The organism is Ruegeria atlantica (genome assembly GCF_013032455.1).
GTDB lineage: Bacteria > Pseudomonadota > Alphaproteobacteria > Rhodobacterales > Rhodobacteraceae > Ruegeria > Ruegeria atlantica_B.
This window is the reverse complement of record NZ_WQCF01000006.1, coordinates 1-15,389: the sequence shown is the minus strand read 5'-3', so window position 1 is coordinate 15,389 and position 15,389 is coordinate 1. Positions and strand designations below refer to the sequence as shown.

At 54.9% G+C, this 15,389-nt stretch carries 15 protein-coding genes; all 15 read right to left on the bottom strand.

The genetic code is table 11. From position 1 onward, the window contains the following. Window positions 1–11: 11 nt before the first annotated feature. The 15 genes from GOW93_RS11795 to GOW93_RS11725 all read right to left on the bottom strand — a co-directional run bounded on the left by GOW93_RS11795 (window position 12) and on the right by GOW93_RS11725 (window position 15,100). A complete protein-coding gene (locus GOW93_RS11795) occupies window positions 12–1,169 on the bottom strand; it encodes a pyridoxal phosphate-dependent aminotransferase (RefSeq protein ID WP_170384327.1) in 1,158 nt (385 codons plus the stop codon). A gap of 12 nt (window positions 1,170–1,181) precedes the next feature. Further along, window positions 1,182–1,955, bottom strand: coding sequence for an SDR family oxidoreductase (locus GOW93_RS11790; RefSeq protein ID WP_170384325.1), 774 nt, complete (start codon window positions 1,953–1,955; stop codon window positions 1,182–1,184). Window positions 1,956–1,961: 6 nt separating this feature from the next. Next, window positions 1,962–2,723, bottom strand: coding sequence for a 2-keto-4-pentenoate hydratase (locus GOW93_RS11785; RefSeq protein ID WP_170384323.1), 762 nt, complete (start codon window positions 2,721–2,723; stop codon window positions 1,962–1,964). 30 nt (window positions 2,724–2,753) lie between these two features. Continuing rightward, window positions 2,754–3,500 (bottom strand): amino acid ABC transporter ATP-binding protein, encoded by a 747-nt coding sequence (locus tag GOW93_RS11780; protein WP_174819092.1) that lies wholly within the window; start codon window positions 3,498–3,500, stop codon window positions 2,754–2,756. A gap of 17 nt (window positions 3,501–3,517) precedes the next feature. Continuing rightward, entirely contained in the window at window positions 3,518–4,204 is a 687-nt protein-coding gene (locus tag GOW93_RS11775) for an ABC transporter permease (RefSeq protein ID WP_170384321.1), read from the bottom strand. Beyond that, window positions 4,201–4,896: an ABC transporter permease gene (locus tag GOW93_RS11770; protein WP_170384319.1), complete on the bottom strand. Its 696-nt coding sequence runs from the start codon at window positions 4,894–4,896 to the stop codon at window positions 4,201–4,203. Before GOW93_RS11770 ends, GOW93_RS11775 begins: the two co-directional genes overlap by 4 nt. 114 nt (window positions 4,897–5,010) lie before the next feature. After that, window positions 5,011–5,811 (bottom strand): transporter substrate-binding domain-containing protein, encoded by an 801-nt coding sequence (locus tag GOW93_RS11765; RefSeq protein WP_170384317.1) that lies wholly within the window; start codon window positions 5,809–5,811, stop codon window positions 5,011–5,013. 59 nt (window positions 5,812–5,870) lie between these two features. Further along, window positions 5,871–6,674, bottom strand: coding sequence for an inositol monophosphatase family protein (locus tag GOW93_RS11760; RefSeq protein WP_170384315.1), 804 nt, complete (start codon window positions 6,672–6,674; stop codon window positions 5,871–5,873). 113 nt (window positions 6,675–6,787) lie between these two features. After that, entirely contained in the window at window positions 6,788–7,726 is a 939-nt protein-coding gene (locus GOW93_RS11755; RefSeq protein WP_170501899.1) for a LysR substrate-binding domain-containing protein, read from the bottom strand. 243 nt (window positions 7,727–7,969) lie between these two features. Continuing rightward, window positions 7,970–8,968, bottom strand: coding sequence for an ABC transporter ATP-binding protein (locus GOW93_RS11750; RefSeq protein ID WP_170384311.1), 999 nt, complete (start codon window positions 8,966–8,968; stop codon window positions 7,970–7,972). Further along, complete coding sequence (locus tag GOW93_RS11745) at window positions 8,965–9,960, bottom strand: ABC transporter ATP-binding protein (RefSeq protein ID WP_170384309.1); 996 nt, start codon at window positions 9,958–9,960, stop codon at window positions 8,965–8,967. Before GOW93_RS11745 ends, GOW93_RS11750 begins: the two co-directional genes overlap by 4 nt. Beyond that, window positions 9,957–11,099 carry an ABC transporter permease gene (locus tag GOW93_RS11740; RefSeq protein ID WP_170384308.1) on the bottom strand — a complete coding sequence of 381 codons (1,143 nt, stop codon included), beginning with the start codon at window positions 11,097–11,099 and terminating at the stop codon, window positions 9,957–9,959. Before GOW93_RS11740 ends, GOW93_RS11745 begins: the two co-directional genes overlap by 4 nt. Before the next feature lie 5 nt (window positions 11,100–11,104). Further along, window positions 11,105–12,109: an ABC transporter permease gene (locus tag GOW93_RS11735; RefSeq protein ID WP_170384306.1), complete on the bottom strand. Its 1,005-nt coding sequence runs from the start codon at window positions 12,107–12,109 to the stop codon at window positions 11,105–11,107. Window positions 12,110–12,181: 72 nt separating this feature from the next. Continuing rightward, complete coding sequence (locus GOW93_RS11730; RefSeq protein ID WP_170384304.1) at window positions 12,182–14,221, bottom strand: ABC transporter substrate-binding protein; 2,040 nt, start codon at window positions 14,219–14,221, stop codon at window positions 12,182–12,184. 51 nt (window positions 14,222–14,272) lie between these two features. Next, window positions 14,273–15,100: a DeoR/GlpR family DNA-binding transcription regulator gene (locus tag GOW93_RS11725; protein ID WP_170384302.1), complete on the bottom strand. Its 828-nt coding sequence runs from the start codon at window positions 15,098–15,100 to the stop codon at window positions 14,273–14,275. Window positions 15,101–15,389: the final 289 nt, after the last annotated feature.

The window sequence follows — 15,389 nt, the reverse complement described above, 5'->3', positions numbered from 1 at the left end:
AATAAGTAGATTCACAACGCCGTCGCCAATCTCTGGATCGCGACATCCAGGGTATCAAGGTCACGGGCATAGCAAAGCCTGATCAACCCTTCCCCACCCGCACCAAAGGCTGCACCCGGCGCGCAACCAACGCCGGCAATGCGCGCGGCATTCTTGCAAAATGAAACGCTATCCGTGGTTTTGGGGCTTTTGAACATGGTGTAGAACCCGCCCATACTGGGGATGACAGACACCCCAGGAAGTTCAGCAAGGCGCTGTTCGACATGGGTTTTCGCCTCTATGCAGTGGCGGCGCAATTTTCCCACCAGATCGTCGCCCTGATCCAAGGCCTGCACCCCTCCCATCTGAACAAATCCGGGCGAGCCGGAGATGCTGAATTGGGAGAGTTTCTCGAATGAATCGTGAAAGACCTGCGGATAGACCATCCACCCCAATCTCCAGCCCGTCATCGACCAGGCCTTGGAGAACGAGTTGACGACAAACAGCGCGTCATCAGGTTCGGCACAGGACAGCATGGTCGATCCCATCTCATTGTTGAAACTGAGCCGTTGATAAACCTCATCGGACAGAACGGAGATTCCGGTTTTGCGCGACAGTTCAAGAAGCTGCCTCGATTGTTGCTCGTCAATGGTCCAGCCCGTCGGGTTTGACGGGGACGCCAGATAGATGAGTTTGGTTCGACCGTCGATCTGCGCTTCGACCTTGGACATATCCAGTTCAAAGCGATCCTCGCGCAGATCCAAGGGAACTTCTCGTATTTCTCCTCCGAGCAACCGGATCGCCCGATCGACATTCGGCCAGCAAGGGGTAATCAAGATCGCATTGTCGCCGGCCTCAAGCACGGCGCGCGAGATCATCGTGACTGCATGCATTCCTGAATTGGCAACGCTGATCCGGTTATCCGACAGAGATACGTCATATATGCGCTGGTAATAGCGTGCGATGCTTTCGCGCAGCTCTGGGATGCCGCGGTTGGGTGTATAGAATGTCCTGCCATTCCTCAGGGCTGTGACAGCGGCCTCAGTGATTAACGTGTCGGTTGGAAAACAGCTCTCACCAAGCCAGAGGGGAATGATACCCTCAACTTCCTGACCAATCCGCAAAACGTCGATGATCGGAGAATCCTCCAGCGTGTCGACAATGGACGACGGAAGGCAACGCTGCAGCATAGTCGGCTCCTTTCAGAAAACACCGGGATACGCGCCGCCATCCAGCAGCACATTTTGCCCGTTGATGTGGTTTGACGCGCACAGAAACGCGCAGGTCCGGCCAAATTCCTCAGGCTGGCCAAAGGCACGTGTCGGGATCGCGTCCAGCCATTCCTGACGTACCTCCTCAAGCGCGCGGCCTTGCATCTGCGCCTGCGCTTTCAGGACCGAGGTCAAACGATCCGTTTCGAACGGGCCGGGCAGCAGGTTATTGATGGTGACGTTGTGTTTGGCCACATCACGAGCGAGCCCCGCAACAAAGCCGGTAAGACCGGCACGAGCACCGTTACTCAGGCCCAGTACGAGGATCGGTGCTTTGACCGCCGACGAGGTGATGTTGACGATACGACCGAACCCCTGATCAATCATCCCGGGCAACGCCCGCTTGATCAGTGAAATCGGGCTGACCATGTTGGCGTGCAGGGCCTTTTGCCAGTCCGCCTCGTCCCAGTCGGTGTACTGGCCCGGAGGCGGGCCGTCGCAGTTGGTGACAAGAATATCCGGTGCGGGCATCGCGGCAAAAATTTCAGCCTGACCAGCCTCGGATGTAACATCTGCCGAGAGCCACCGGGTTTCGACGCCGTTTTTTCGTGATAAATCCTCGGCAACGGTGCGCAAACGATCCGGGTTGCGCGCGACGATCAGAACCTGCACCCCTTCGCCAGCCAACGCTTGCGCGCAGGCCAGCCCCAAACCGCGGCTACCGCCACAGATAATTGCTTGTTTTCCTGTCAGTCCCAGATCCATTGTGTTCTACCCGAATTCAATTTCCACGCGCCCAAACTGCGAAAACTCGGCGCACACCCGATCACCCTTGGCGACGGGATATTGCTTGGTGAATGATCCAGACATGATCAGGTCGCCGGGTTTCAGATTACGGCCATATCTGGCCAGCATCTCCGCCAGCCAGACGACCGAGTTCACCGGCGAGCCCAGAACCTCAGCCCCCATGGCACGCTCCTGCGACACGCCATTTACCGATACCTCAACCTCAATCTCAGCCAGATCTGTCCCGGTGCTCATCGGGTGAAAGTCACCTGTCACAAAGGCGCGTTGTTGGGAATTTCCGGCAAAGGCCAGCGGCAAATCCGCAGCAAACACGCCACGTTTTTCGATAACTTCAATAGCCGGTGCCACGGCTTCGATAGCATTCAGGGCTTCGTCAAAGCTGACTTCCCCAACAAGCGGTTGCCCCAGGCGCAGACACAACTCATTCTCAAATCCCGGTGCCATCAGCGTGTCGAATTCAAGCCTGCATGGGCTGGTCAGATGCCCTTCGACCATCAAATGGCCCATGCATGGTTCCGGAACACCTTGCTGTTGCTGCATCGCCTTTGAAGTCAGCCCCACTTTCCATCCGGCATGGGTTTCGGCGACCGCCTCGCGCTGTTTCAGCAGTTCAAATTGAACATCATAGGCCTGCTCCAAGGTAAACTGCCGCGACAGGCTGTCTGGAAACGTGGTGTTCTGCATCAGAGCGTTGTGAACCAAGCGGGCTGCCTGTTCGGTTTGCATGATGTTCGCCCTCCGTTAAGGTCAACCGTTTCAGTGCGAAATGATCTGATCGAGAAATGCCCGTGTCCGCGCATGCGCTGGATTGGCAAAGAAGGTCTCGGGCTCACCGGTTTCGACAATTTCACCCTGATCCATGAAGACGATGCGGTCAGCGACCGAGCGGGCAAACCCCATTTCATGGGTGACGCAGATCATCGTCATGCCGTCCCGGGCAAGCTCGGTCATCACGTCAAGCACTTCGCTGATCATTTCGGGATCCAGCGCCGATGTTGGCTCGTCAAACAGCATGACCTTGGGGTTCATGCACAGCGCACGCGCGATCGCGACACGCTGTTGCTGCCCACCCGACAATTGGCTGGGAAACTTGTCAGCCTGTGCCGCGATGCCAACCCGTTCAAGCAGCTTCATCCCGGTGTCCCGCGCCTCGGCCTTCGTTTTCTGGCGCACCATACGTTGCGCCATCGTCAGATTGTCGAGCACTTTCATATGCGGAAACAGATTGAAGGACTGGAAAACCATGCCGACCTCCTGACGGATCAGGTTGCCGATCTTTTCATCCGAGCTCATCGTGTGCCCGTTGACCATGATGGTCCCTTCGTCGTGCTGCTCAAGCCCGTTGACGCAGCGGATCATGGTGGACTTGCCAGACCCCGACGGACCGCAGACGACAATTTTCTGACCTTCTTCCACGTCGAGATTGATGTTTCTCAACGCGTGAAAGTCGCCAAAGTACTTGTGAACATTCTTAAGCGAGATGATGGGTGGATTGTTTTGCATGGCTACACTTTCAATGTTCAGTTGGCATAGCGGCTGATCCGCCGCTCAAGCAGGCGCACGCCGTTCTGGATGATCCAGGCCAAGATCAGATAAATGATGGCCGCTGACAGGAAGATTTCGTAAGGCGCAAAAGTTTCCGCCACGATCTTACGAGCTACCCCGGTCACATCGAAAATCGTAACCGTGCTGGCCAGGGCTGTGGCCTTCAGAACGCTGATCATCTCATTGCTATAGGCAGGAAGACAAAGTTTGAATGCAATCGGTGCCGTCACTTTACGGAACGTTTGCGCATAGGTCATGCCCAAAGCCTTGGACGCCTCTAACAAGCCTTTGTTCACTCCCAGAATGCCGCCCCGGAATATCTCGGTTGTATAGGCGCCGATATTCAGGGTCAGCGCGAACCAGGCGCAAAAGAAGGGTTCGCGAAAGAAAGGCCACAACGGCCCGGTGCGGATGAATTCCAATTGCGGGAGCCCGTAATAAATGACAAAGAGCTGCACCAGAATGGGCGTGCCGCGAAACACGTAGATATAGGCCATCACCGGCCATGACAGGTACTTGCGTGACGAGATTCGCAGCAAAACCATTCCGACGGCCAAAACGGTGCCGCATGTCAGCGCCAAAACAAACAGTCGCAGCGTCACCCACAACCCATCCATAAGGCGCGGCAGGCTTTCGAGGATTAGAGAGCTTTCGAAGGTCATCGTGCGGCCTCCAGATGGCGATAGGCGTATTTTTCAACGCATTTCATCGTCACGACGATGACCGTCGACAGCGCCAGAAAGATGAACGCGACCGTCAGATACATGGTGAACGGCTTGTGATTGACCGACGAGGCTTGCTGCGCGGTAAAGAGTATCCCTTCGACCCCGATCACCGACACCAGCGCGGTGTCCTTCAGAAGCGACAGCAGATGGTTACCGAACCCGGGCAGCGCCAGACGCCACATCATCGGAACACGCAGCTTCCAGAACACCTGAAACCGAGTCATGCCCAGGGCCTTGGCCGCTTCGATATACCCTTTGTCGATGCCCAGAAACGCGCCGCGAAAGGTTTCGGTGGCATAAGCCCCGATCACCAGGCTGATCGCAAACGCGCCTGCCCAAAACGGAGGAATATCGAGAAAGCGGATTTCGGGGTTTATGGCGCGCGCGATGGATGTCAGTGTCACGGCCGATCCGAAATAGACGATCAAGAGCAGCAAAAATTCAGGGGTTCCCCGGCACAGTACCGTGAACCCGTTTGCGATACCCCGCGCAATACGACTGTTCGACAGTTTCGCCGTCGCGCCCAACAGGCCCCACGTAATCACCATCACCAAAGAGATGAAAAAGAGTTTGATGATCACAAACGTGCCGGCAAGGAACTCATCCGACCAGTTCATTACTTCTTGCATGACAATCGTATCCCAATTGCGGAAGGGCAGCGCGGCAGGGCTCGTTTATTGAACCCTGCTTATGTGATGGCTCGGCGCAGCAACCCTGCGCCGTGCCAAAGCGTCACAATACCCTCAGGATTCTGGGTAGATCGCAAAGGGGAAGTAACGCAGGCTGAACTCGTCCAGTGTACCGTCTTCGCGCATTTCGGTCAGTGCTGCGTCCAGACGTGCCTGCAAATCTTCATTGCCCTTACGCAATGCGATGCCTGCGCCTGTTCCGAAATATTCCGGGTCGTTAATGGCGGGGCTTACAAACTCAAACCCTTCGATACCATCGGCAGACAAGAAGCTCAGATGCGCTTTCATCGGGTTGGTAAAGATCAGATCAACGCGGCCATTTTGAAGATCAAGATACATTGAATCCGGGCTGTCATAGCCCAGAATCTCGGCTTCGGGCAGGAAGGCATCAGTCCAGCGATCATAGACCGAAGACCGCGGCAGGCCCAGACGCAGCCCGTCAAACGCTTCGACAATCGGGGTGCCGTCTTCGTTAAACAGCTTGTGTTCAGCATCGACACGACCGATCAGACGTCCTTCCGAAATCCGGTAGGGGACGCTAAAATCGAGTTTCTTCATTCGATCGGGCGTTATCGACATCGAGGCAACGATCAGATCGAACTTCTCGGAAAGGATGGCCGGGATCAACCCATCCCACGCCTGACAGACAAACTCGACTTCCGCGCCGATGCGCTTGACCACTTCCTTCGCCACATCAACGTCATAGCCCGACAGATTACCGTCAGAATCCTTGAAGTTGAAAGGAAAGTAGGTGCAGGTTGTGCCAACGCGGATGGTTTCTGCCTGCGCTGCCGGTGCCACCAGTGCAGCCAGGCCCATGCCCGCTGCCAGTGCCATTCCAAAAATCCTGTTCATAGGTTTCTCCTCGTTGGACGTTAAATTTCAGTAGGGTGCCCCGGCTATCCAGCGAACCGTCAGGCGTTTAGTATGCGAAGTACTTCGTCGTGTAGTTTGACATCCCCCGTGGCGACGACGCCTTCGGCACGGTGGTTCATGTCAGCAACCAACGAAAATGGCTGCCCGCGCCAATCGGTGATCCGTCCTCCGGCACCTTCAACGACCGGCGCAAGCGCGCAGAAATCGAACGTGGCCAGATTTGCCCCTTCCAAACAAATGTCGATCAGGCCACGTGACAGCGATCCAAAGGCGGAACATCCCGCCCCATAAACAGTCCAGTCACATTGCTGCCGCAGCGCTTCGAACCCAGAGCGAGGCGCAGGCCCGCGAAAAAACTCGCCACCGCTGGCTGAAAGAACACAATCCGCCAGTGTCAGATCCTTACGGGTGGTTACAGGGGTATCGTTGAAGGTTGTCGGTTCACCTTCGACTCCGACATAACGCCAGCCGGAAACCGGCAGTTCGATTACGCCCACAACAGGTCTATGTTGATAGCAAAGCGCGATCAGGCTTCCGAAGGTCGATGTCCCGGTGGCAAAGGATTTGGTCCCGTCAATCGGGTCCACGACCCAGACAAAATCGCGGTCGAGATTGCTACTGCCGCTTTCTTCACCCAGAATGCCATGATCGGGATATTTTGCGCGAATGGCACGCAGTAATTCGGCCTCAACAGCCTCATCTGCAGCGGTAACCGGCGATCCGTCCTGCTTGTTTTGGAACGCGGGTATGTTCTGAAACTCCCGCTGCGCTACCGACCGGCTGAGGTCGGCAAGATGCCCCGCGAATATCGCGAATTCCTTTAGATCGGGTGCCTTGGTCATATGACCGACTCCAATTTCGCCGCCGTTGACAAAATTGTGAGGAAAAGGGCGTCTCCCGGCAAATTATTAAGCTATCAAAAAATTGATTAATCCAGTTTAGGAGTAATTAGCTCCTAATCATACCATATTTTCAATGTCTTAGCTTGTTCATGAATTTTTTGTAACTCGTCCATTAGCCACGCTCTGAAGCGTAGAAACTTGGGCCAATCGTGGAGTGACTTGCGGCTGACCAGATAATATCCCCACTTCAGCCGGGACGTCACACCAAATGGGGCAACAAGGGCACCACTTTCGATTTCATCCAGGCAAAGAAAGGTCCGACCGATGGCCAGACCCTGACCAGAGACAGCCGCCTGAAGTGCAAGATCAGAGCGATCAAACACCAAACGCTGACCGCCAGAGACCTCTGTTGGAACAGCTACACTGGGAAATTGTTCCTGCCAGTTGCACCCGCTACCATCTTCCAGCGCCATACGATCATCCAGTAGAGGAACGCGCTTAGCAGCTTCGGACAGTGACATCCCCTGAAACTCACGCGCAAGTTCTGGAGAACACACAGGAAACACTGCTTCATAGGTCAGAAACTCTGAATGAATTCCGGGCGGTGCAGAGCTCGCAATTCGTAAGGATAAATCAGAATCTGCGCTCAGCGGTTCAGTCTGATCATCCTGAACTTTCACATTAATGGTTACGTCCGAGTTTTGGCTGTGGAAGCTGCCTAAGCGCGGTATCAACCATTTCGAGGCAAGGGAACTGAGCACCTCTACGACCAGCACTCCTTCTTTTTGCAGGTTCTGGACGTCAACTAACGCGTTCTCGAGTTCACCGATGGCACTTCTGGACGCTTCAACCAACATTTTGCCTTCTTGTGACAGAACAACTGAACGGGTCGTGCGCTCGACAAGACGGACTTTCAGATCGCGTTCCAACCTTACGATCTTCATGCTTACCGAGGATTGAGACACGCCCAACTCTTGCGCTGCGGCAGTGAAACTGCCGTTCCGGTCAATGGCTTCCAGGGCCAAAAGCGTCGCGATGTGCCTTTCTATCATGCCGTCACCGTTTAGGCATTTTCGTTAAGTTCAAAGCCTAGCAGAGTTTTCAGGGCGATACGCAAGCGCAAAACCAATACAGCACTGAATAAATCTAATTAATACAGCTAGGGCTTGGATAAGTCGCACAGGCAGGTTTTATCTACGAGCACCCGATTGAATCAAAGTTTGAAAATCAGGGTCGCTGGCCGCCACCTTTTCAAACAGAACCCGGATGCCGACGACATGACAAACTCACCGTGACTAATCGGCCAATTGCAGTTCGCGCCAACGGTGGCAGGTCACTGCATGTCCGGCCTCACAGGTTTCCAGGTGTGGCTCTTCCCGCCTGCACAAGTCGGTGGCAAAGGGGCAGCGTGTATGAAACTGACAGCCGCTGGGGCGGTTAGTCGGGGACGGGATCTCTCCCTCCAGCTTTTGCGCCTTGCCGCGATCATCGGGGTCCAGCGAAGGAATCGCTGAAAACAACGCCTTGGTGTAGGGGTGCCGAGGCGAATTGAATAATTGGCGTGTAGGGGCGCTTTCCATGATTTGCCCCAGATACATCACGGCGACATGATCACAGGTATGCGCCACAACCGACAGATCGTGGCTGATGAACAGATAGGTCAATCCCATCTCGTCCTGAAGGGATTTCAACAGGTTCAGGATGTCGGCCTGTATCGACACATCCAATGCTGCCACGCTTTCATCAGCCACCACGAAACGGGGTTTGGAAACCAGCGCACGGGCAATAGAGATGCGCTGCCTTTGACCGCCGGAGAAGGCATGAGGAAATCGGCGCAAATGTTCCAGGTTCAACCGACACAATCCGGCGATTTCGCGAACACGCTCATCGACCTCTTCACGCGTGTCACACAACCCCATGACTTCAAGCGGCTCAGCGATGATGTCACGCACGGTCATGCGCGGAGACAAAGCAGCATAGGGATCCTGAAAGATCAACTGTGCGCGGCGTCGGTACTCCTTAAGGTCGGCGCCCGCTAACTCACCCAGGTCATAATTGACCTCTCCGTCATCATAATGTGCAGTGCCGCCAGTAATCGGAGCAGCGTTCAGAAGAGCGCGTCCAAATGTCGTTTTACCCGAGCCACTCTCACCAACCACCCCGAAGAATGAGCCGCGCGGAATAGACAGCGAAACTTCGTTTACTGCCTTCAGAACTCGCTTGTTGAAGAGTTTCCCACCTACTGGAAACCCAACCGACAGGTTCTTGGTTTCGATCAGAGTGTCGCTATTCATGCGTGTCGTCCCTCATGGCAGAGATGGCAGGCGGTGCGGTGGTTTTCACCCGTATCGGCCCAGCTTGGGACGGCCGTGCGACAGATATCACCAATAATTTTACCGCAACGGGTGTGAAAAACGCAGCCTTCGGGCCGTTCCAGCGGCGATGGGATATCGCCCGGCACCGGCATCAGCGGCTTGTCCAGGTCGTCAAGCTGCGGCAGTGCATCAATCAGCCCCTGAGTATACGGGTGATAGGGATTACGGATCACCTCGCGCACCGGGCCTTGTTCGATCATTTTACCCAGATACATTACCGCTACTTTGTCCGCAGTCTGGGCAACCACGCCCAAATCGTGGGTGATAAAGATGATGCCCATGCCGAACTCATCCACCAAATCCTTCATCAGGTCGATGACCTGCGCCTGGATCGTCACATCAAGCGCGGTGGTGGGTTCGTCTGCGATCAGTAGCTTCGGTTTGGTCGACAAGGCCATGGCAATCATGGCCCGCTGGCGCATACCTCCGGACATTTCGAATGCGTATTGCCCAAACCGGGTCGACGCATCGGATATTCCGACGCGGTCCAGCATTTCGATTGACAGCTCTCGGGCCTGACTTTTTGACATATCCGTATGGATCAAAAGCTGCTCGACCATCTGACTGCCAATCGTCATCGCTGGTGCGAAACTGGCCATTGGTTCCTGAAAGATCATCGAAATTGCCCCGCCGCGCGCAACTTCCATGTCGCGAGGGCGATTGAGGCTCATTACATCCACCGGGCCATCATCGAGGTGCAGAGTTATTTTGCTTTCCCGCGAATAGACAGCGTTGCCCGGATTGAGTTTCATCAGCGATTTCGCCGTCACGGACTTGCCCGAACCACTTTCGCCCACAAGGCCCATGACCTCGCCCGGAGCCAACGAGAATGAAACGTTGTCAACTGCCGTAATCAAGCCTTCGTCAGTCTTGAATTGAAGTGTCAGGTTTTCAACGTCAATCAGACTCATTTACGGGTCTCCGAATAAGGGTCGGCAGCATCACGCAACCCGTCGCCGACAAAGACAAAGGCCATGACCAGCGCAATGAAAAAGATGACTGGTATGAAGTACCAGTGGTAATTCAGCAGGACGTCGGCTTTGGTCACATTCTGAAGCAACACACCTAATGAGTTCACCGGATCCTTCAGCCCCAAGCCAATAAAGCTAAGCGCGGTTTCCGACAGCACCACATAGGGAAAAGTGATAACCAGATCGACGATAATGTAGCTGGTGAAACTTGGAAGAAGGTGCCGCCTGATCACATGACCTGCAGGCGCGCCACACAATTGCGCGGCCAGAACATATTCCTGATTGCGCTCGGTCAGTAGATGGGTGCGCACCCGACGGGCAAGCGTAGGCCAACCCACCAAACCAAGGATCATGGTGATTACAAAAAACCGTGTTTCGGCAGACCATTCCGGCGGAATGAATGCGGCGATTGCCATGAACAGAGGAATGGATGGAATGGTGCGCACTGCATCGGTGATCATTTGGATCACACTGTCGATCATTCCACCGTAGTAACCGGCGATGCCACCGATCGCGAGAGCCAACACGAACGAGATCACCACCCCCATTGTCCCCACTTGCAGCGACGTCCACACAGCATGAAGCGTGCGCGAGAAGATGTCCTTACCCGCACTGTCGGTCCCGAAGAGATGGACGTAGCCTTGGTCCATGCCGAACAGATGGACGTTACCTGGAATAAATCCGAACAACTTGTAGCTGTCACCCTTCACGAAAAACTCCATGTAGCGGCGTTCATCTTCGTTGATCTTTTCGACCCAGCGGAAATTGGTCGCCAGCGACCGTTCGCGGGTAACCGTGTGCAGGAACGGGCGGATCGAACAGCCGTTCTTGTCGCAGAATTTCGGTATCTGCGGCGCGCCGTTCAGGTAATCCTTGTCCCGGCCCGCAACAGTCGGATCATAGGGCGACAGGAATGGCGCAAACAGACCAGACAGGATCAACACCACCAACACGGTTGCCGCGATCATCGCCGCGCGTTGTTTCTTGAACCGGGACCAGATCAGTTGCCGCTGCGATGCGGTAAAATAGGCTTCCTTGGCCTTCTGATCATCGACTTTCGTGGACGGTTTTGCGGACATGGATCTTACCTCAGAATGCTCTTGCGCACGCGCGGATCAATCACGGCCAGTAGGATGTCCGTGGCAAAGTTCAGCGTGACGATGGCGGCTGTCAGCAGGAAGATAATCGCACCAGCCAGTTGCTGGTCATTAGACCGTGCCAGCGCCTCCAACAACAGCGATCCTGCTTCGGTGAGGGTCAGGATCAGGGCGACAATGGGCAGTTCATTGAAGATGCGGTTCAGGTCAAACCCCAGAGAGTTGACGATTGGCCCCAGCGCATGGCGGGCGGGGTAACGCCACAACAGGCGGCGACCATAGATGCCACGCGCGGCGGCGGCGGTTACGTAAAGCTTGCCGATCTCGTCGGACATCAAGGCGCGTACAGTCTGCAACGCAAAGGCCGTCGCGGACCAGCCCAGAATAAAAATAGGCAACCAGGCATGTTTCAGCAGGTCAACGAACTTGGCCCAGGACCATGGGGCCTCGCGGTATTCGGGGCTGAACAGGCCGGTTAGGGTTTCACCGAAATAGATGGTGGAAAACAGCATCACCATCAACGCCAGCAAAAAGTTGGGCATCGCCAGACCCAAATAGCTGACCAAACGCAGTGAATTGTTCAGGAATGCATTCCGCGATGCCGCTGAAATAATACCCACTGGGATTGCGATCATATAGGCCAGCGTCAGCGAACCAAGGCAGATCCACAGCGAGATCCAGAACTTGTCCCCCAACAGCTGGGCGATATTCACGCGCAGGATACAGCTTTCGCCAAAGTCACCACGGAAAGCACCGCTCAACCAGCTAGCCCAACGTGTCAGGAACGGGCGATCAAGCCCCAGCCGGGCCCGTTCAGCCTCGATATCAGCAAGCGTGATGGCCGATCCTTGGGTGTTTTTGTAAGCGAGATAGCGTTCGGCACAATCGCCCGGCACAAGTTCCATCAGCGAAAATACGATGAGGGATACCAAAACAAGAGTGACCACAGCCATCACCGCACGCGTGGCGGCAAAGCGAGCGAATTGGAGCATTTCGTTGTTCCCGGCTAACATTTGGAACGGGGCGCTGACGCCCCATTCCATTCTCTCAGATCAAAGATTGGATCACTCTGACAGCCACCACTGTGCGGGGCGGTACGGATAGGTCCGATAGAACTCGTAGGACTGCGTCTTGAACTCGGTAAAGTTCTGCAGGTTGTTCGAGTGATAGATCGGCGCCGGTGAATTAACCGTACCAATGAACAGCAGTTCGCTGGTCATGATCTCAACCATTTTCTGAGCGGCTGCGACAGATGCCTCCGACCCAGGTGCACTGGATTGATATGTGTCCAGAGCGTCTTTCAGATCAGCGACCCATGCGGGCGGCTCTACACCGTTTTCCCCGTTCGAGCTGATGTATTCAGCCCAGAGCATCCCGGTACGAACATCGAAATACCCGTCGAATGGCGGCACCCAGATTTCGCCGTCGCCAAGAACCGAACCGGCAGGTTGGCTCTTGAGCCACATACCCATGTCCAGAGTATTTGCCGACTGCGCTGCACGGAATTCATCCGACGTGACCTCTTTGATCGCGGTGTTGACGCCGACGTCTTTCCAGTTCTGCGCAATAAGCTCTACCAGTTGCGCGGATGCAGACTGCGTCGAGAATTGCCAGTCCAGCACAAACGGATCGCCGTTCGGAAGATCGCGGAACCCATCGCCGTTCTGATCGACGAGGCCAACTTCATCCAACAGCGCATTGGCGCGATCCTGATCAAACCCAGCCTCGTGGTTTGACCATTTTTCGTCGATGAAGTCCGGACGTGGTGAGAAGCCGATATACTGTGTCGGTTCGCCCAGCCCGAACGCAGTAACTTCGTTCAACTGATTGCGGTCCATCGCAACAGACATTGCCGTTCTAAAACGGATGTCGTTGAAGACTGCTCTTTTGCCTTCATCCTCGGCAGTTACGTTGAAGGTTAGCACCGGATAGCCGATCGCCGGCTTCACTTCTAACGTGTAGTTCCCGCTTTCCTGCCCTTCCAGAAGAACCGGAGCGGATGTCAGGTTCACGCCCTGAGATTTGTAATCCACCTCACCGTTAAGCAACTTGAGATTGCGCACCTCTTCATCCGGAACATAGGTTTCATCCATTTCCGAAATATAGGGCAACTGGTTGCCCGCAGTATCAACCTGGAAGAAATAGGGGTTGGCCACGTAATGGCGCCCTTCGGTGCTTTCTTTCACCAGGATGTGACTTTCCAGCGTTGGCATGGCGTCCTTGGGCAGACCCGCCAGCTTGTCACCGGCTGTCAGCATCGGCGACGGCGTATCCATCCAGTCGGAGTTGCCATAATACGCCTTGATCAGTTCATAACCGTTTTCATAGCCAAGAGCCTGCGCATTAGCGTCCGCGTTGGCATCCAGGGCCGGATGGAACTTTTCGAAGAAATGCTTGGGCTGGTACGGCTGCACATAGGTAAACGAGAATGTCTCAGTTAGCCCGGGCTTGGGCGCGGCCAGCGTGAAGCGGACGGTTGTGTCGTCCAGTGCCTCGACCTTCATCGGCTCACCGCCAGCCAACGCGTAATCCTTCGCCTCGGCGATGACATTTGTGTCCATCATCAGGTTTTCGTACCAGAACACGACATCCGCTGCGGTAAAGGGCGCGCCATCCGACCACTTGTGACCTGCGCGCAGGTGTACGGTCAGCTCAGTGAAATCGTCATTCCATTCCCAGGATTTTGCCACATTGGGAACCAGGGTCTGAAGGTCGTCGGAATAGCGGAACAGGTTCACATGGCGCACGGACAGAAAGTCTGACGTTCCGCTTTCAGTTGCATTGGACAGCGCATCCAGAACGCCACCATACTGACCAATCGAGTCATAAGGCACGATGACCAAGGGTTCGGCTGGCAGACGGTCTGCCAATCCCGGCAAGTCGCCATTGCCGCGGATCATGCCATTCAGGTCCCCAATAGCCGGGTTTTCTGCAAAGCTCAGCGTGCAACCCGCTGCCGACTGAAACTCTGCCAGGTCAAATTGCTGTGGGAAAGCGCCGGCGGATACGCCCTGCATATCCGCGACTGTCACAGCAGGACAATTCGCCCAGGCGGTTCCCCCAAGGGTGACAAGGGCCACACCTGACATCAGAAGCTTTTTCATGTTTCCTCCCTAAGGAAAGTCAGTTTCGTTTCTTGGTAAGTGCGAAACCGATTAGTTGACTGCAGCAACGTCGGTTTTCTTTTTCTTTTTGCCACTTCGGCGAGAGGTGACATGGATTTTGACCCCTGCATCCTTCAATGCAGTGGCAAAGGTTTCGGACGGCGCAATGTCGGTCACCAGATCCGTGATCTGATCGAACCGGCAGGCCACATTGGCGGCCTTTTCCCCGAACTTTGTGTGATCCGTTGCGACGATCATGCGTCGGGTATTGTTGTGCAACGCACGTGTCAGTTCAGCCTCCAGCGGGTTCGAAGCCAAGATGCCGCCGGTAAGTGACACGGCATCCGCACCGCAAATCACGGCATCATAGCTGTACTGGCAGGCAAGCTGTTCGGCGGCGCGACCGAAACTGCCACGCTCAGATCGAATGACTTCGCCTCCGGCCAGAATCGCGCGTGTCCCGTTGTGATCAGCCAGCGATGCAACCACCGACAGCGAGTTGCTAACCACGGTCAAATTCTTCAGATCGCGCAATTGCTCGGCGACATGCGTCATTGTCGATCCGACCGTGATGAACAATACCATGCCATCTTCGACAATCTGACTTACTTTTTTGGCGATTAGCGTCTTTTCCTCGGCGTTTTGCTCCAACGCCCCGGAAAACATCGGCGTATCCTGCGCACGCGACAGAAATGTTCCGCCATGCACTCTTTCAACCATGTTTTTCTTCGCCAGCCCCTTGACCAGGCGACGAACGGTTTCCTCCGACACGTCCATGACCTGTGCGATTTGGGTGTTGCGTGCCGAGCCCCCCAGCCTGGCAAGCACATCAAGAAGTTCGCGCCCTCGATGGGGGATGTTATCGCTATCGTCATCCATTTTTGAATCTCAGCACAGTTTCGCTTAAAAATCCACAAAAAATGTAAAAGTAATGTGACAATTACCGATTGTCATAAAACTTTTGGGTATTTTCCAATAAATTCGGTCATCAGATTAAAATCCATTGCGCTATGAAGCGTTAAAAGGACTGTATGCGTTCAAGTCCTCGCACCGAAGAAACTGCAACAAACATGCGAGCCCCCAACCAGTTTAGCCGGGGCTCGCATCGGATTTACAACGCGTTCTTAAAGAGTTCGCTGAGGTTTTCTTTGTTGAGTTCTATTGGGTT

Coding starts and splice junctions, on each gene's coding strand:
- GOW93_RS11795 (WP_170384327.1), bottom strand. CDS start 1,169: ATGCTGCAGCGTTGCCTTCCGTCGTCCATTGTCGACACGCTGGAGGAT.
- GOW93_RS11790 (WP_170384325.1), bottom strand. CDS start 1,955: ATGGATCTGGGACTGACAGGAAAACAAGCAATTATCTGTGGCGGTAGC.
- GOW93_RS11785 (WP_170384323.1), bottom strand. CDS start 2,723: ATGCAAACCGAACAGGCAGCCCGCTTGGTTCACAACGCTCTGATGCAG.
- GOW93_RS11780 (WP_174819092.1), bottom strand. CDS start 3,500: ATGCAAAACAATCCACCCATCATCTCGCTTAAGAATGTTCACAAGTAC.
- GOW93_RS11775 (WP_170384321.1), bottom strand. CDS start 4,204: ATGACCTTCGAAAGCTCTCTAATCCTCGAAAGCCTGCCGCGCCTTATG.
- GOW93_RS11770 (WP_170384319.1), bottom strand. CDS start 4,896: ATGCAAGAAGTAATGAACTGGTCGGATGAGTTCCTTGCCGGCACGTTT.
- GOW93_RS11765 (WP_170384317.1), bottom strand. CDS start 5,811: ATGAACAGGATTTTTGGAATGGCACTGGCAGCGGGCATGGGCCTGGCT.
- GOW93_RS11760 (WP_170384315.1), bottom strand. CDS start 6,674: ATGACCAAGGCACCCGATCTAAAGGAATTCGCGATATTCGCGGGGCAT.
- GOW93_RS11755 (WP_170501899.1), bottom strand. CDS start 7,726: ATGATAGAAAGGCACATCGCGACGCTTTTGGCCCTGGAAGCCATTGAC.
- GOW93_RS11750 (WP_170384311.1), bottom strand. CDS start 8,968: ATGAATAGCGACACTCTGATCGAAACCAAGAACCTGTCGGTTGGGTTT.
- GOW93_RS11745 (WP_170384309.1), bottom strand. CDS start 9,960: ATGAGTCTGATTGACGTTGAAAACCTGACACTTCAATTCAAGACTGAC.
- GOW93_RS11740 (WP_170384308.1), bottom strand. CDS start 11,099: ATGTCCGCAAAACCGTCCACGAAAGTCGATGATCAGAAGGCCAAGGAA.
- GOW93_RS11735 (WP_170384306.1), bottom strand. CDS start 12,109: ATGCTCCAATTCGCTCGCTTTGCCGCCACGCGTGCGGTGATGGCTGTG.
- GOW93_RS11730 (WP_170384304.1), bottom strand. CDS start 14,221: ATGAAAAAGCTTCTGATGTCAGGTGTGGCCCTTGTCACCCTTGGGGGA.
- GOW93_RS11725 (WP_170384302.1), bottom strand. CDS start 15,100: ATGGATGACGATAGCGATAACATCCCCCATCGAGGGCGCGAACTTCTT.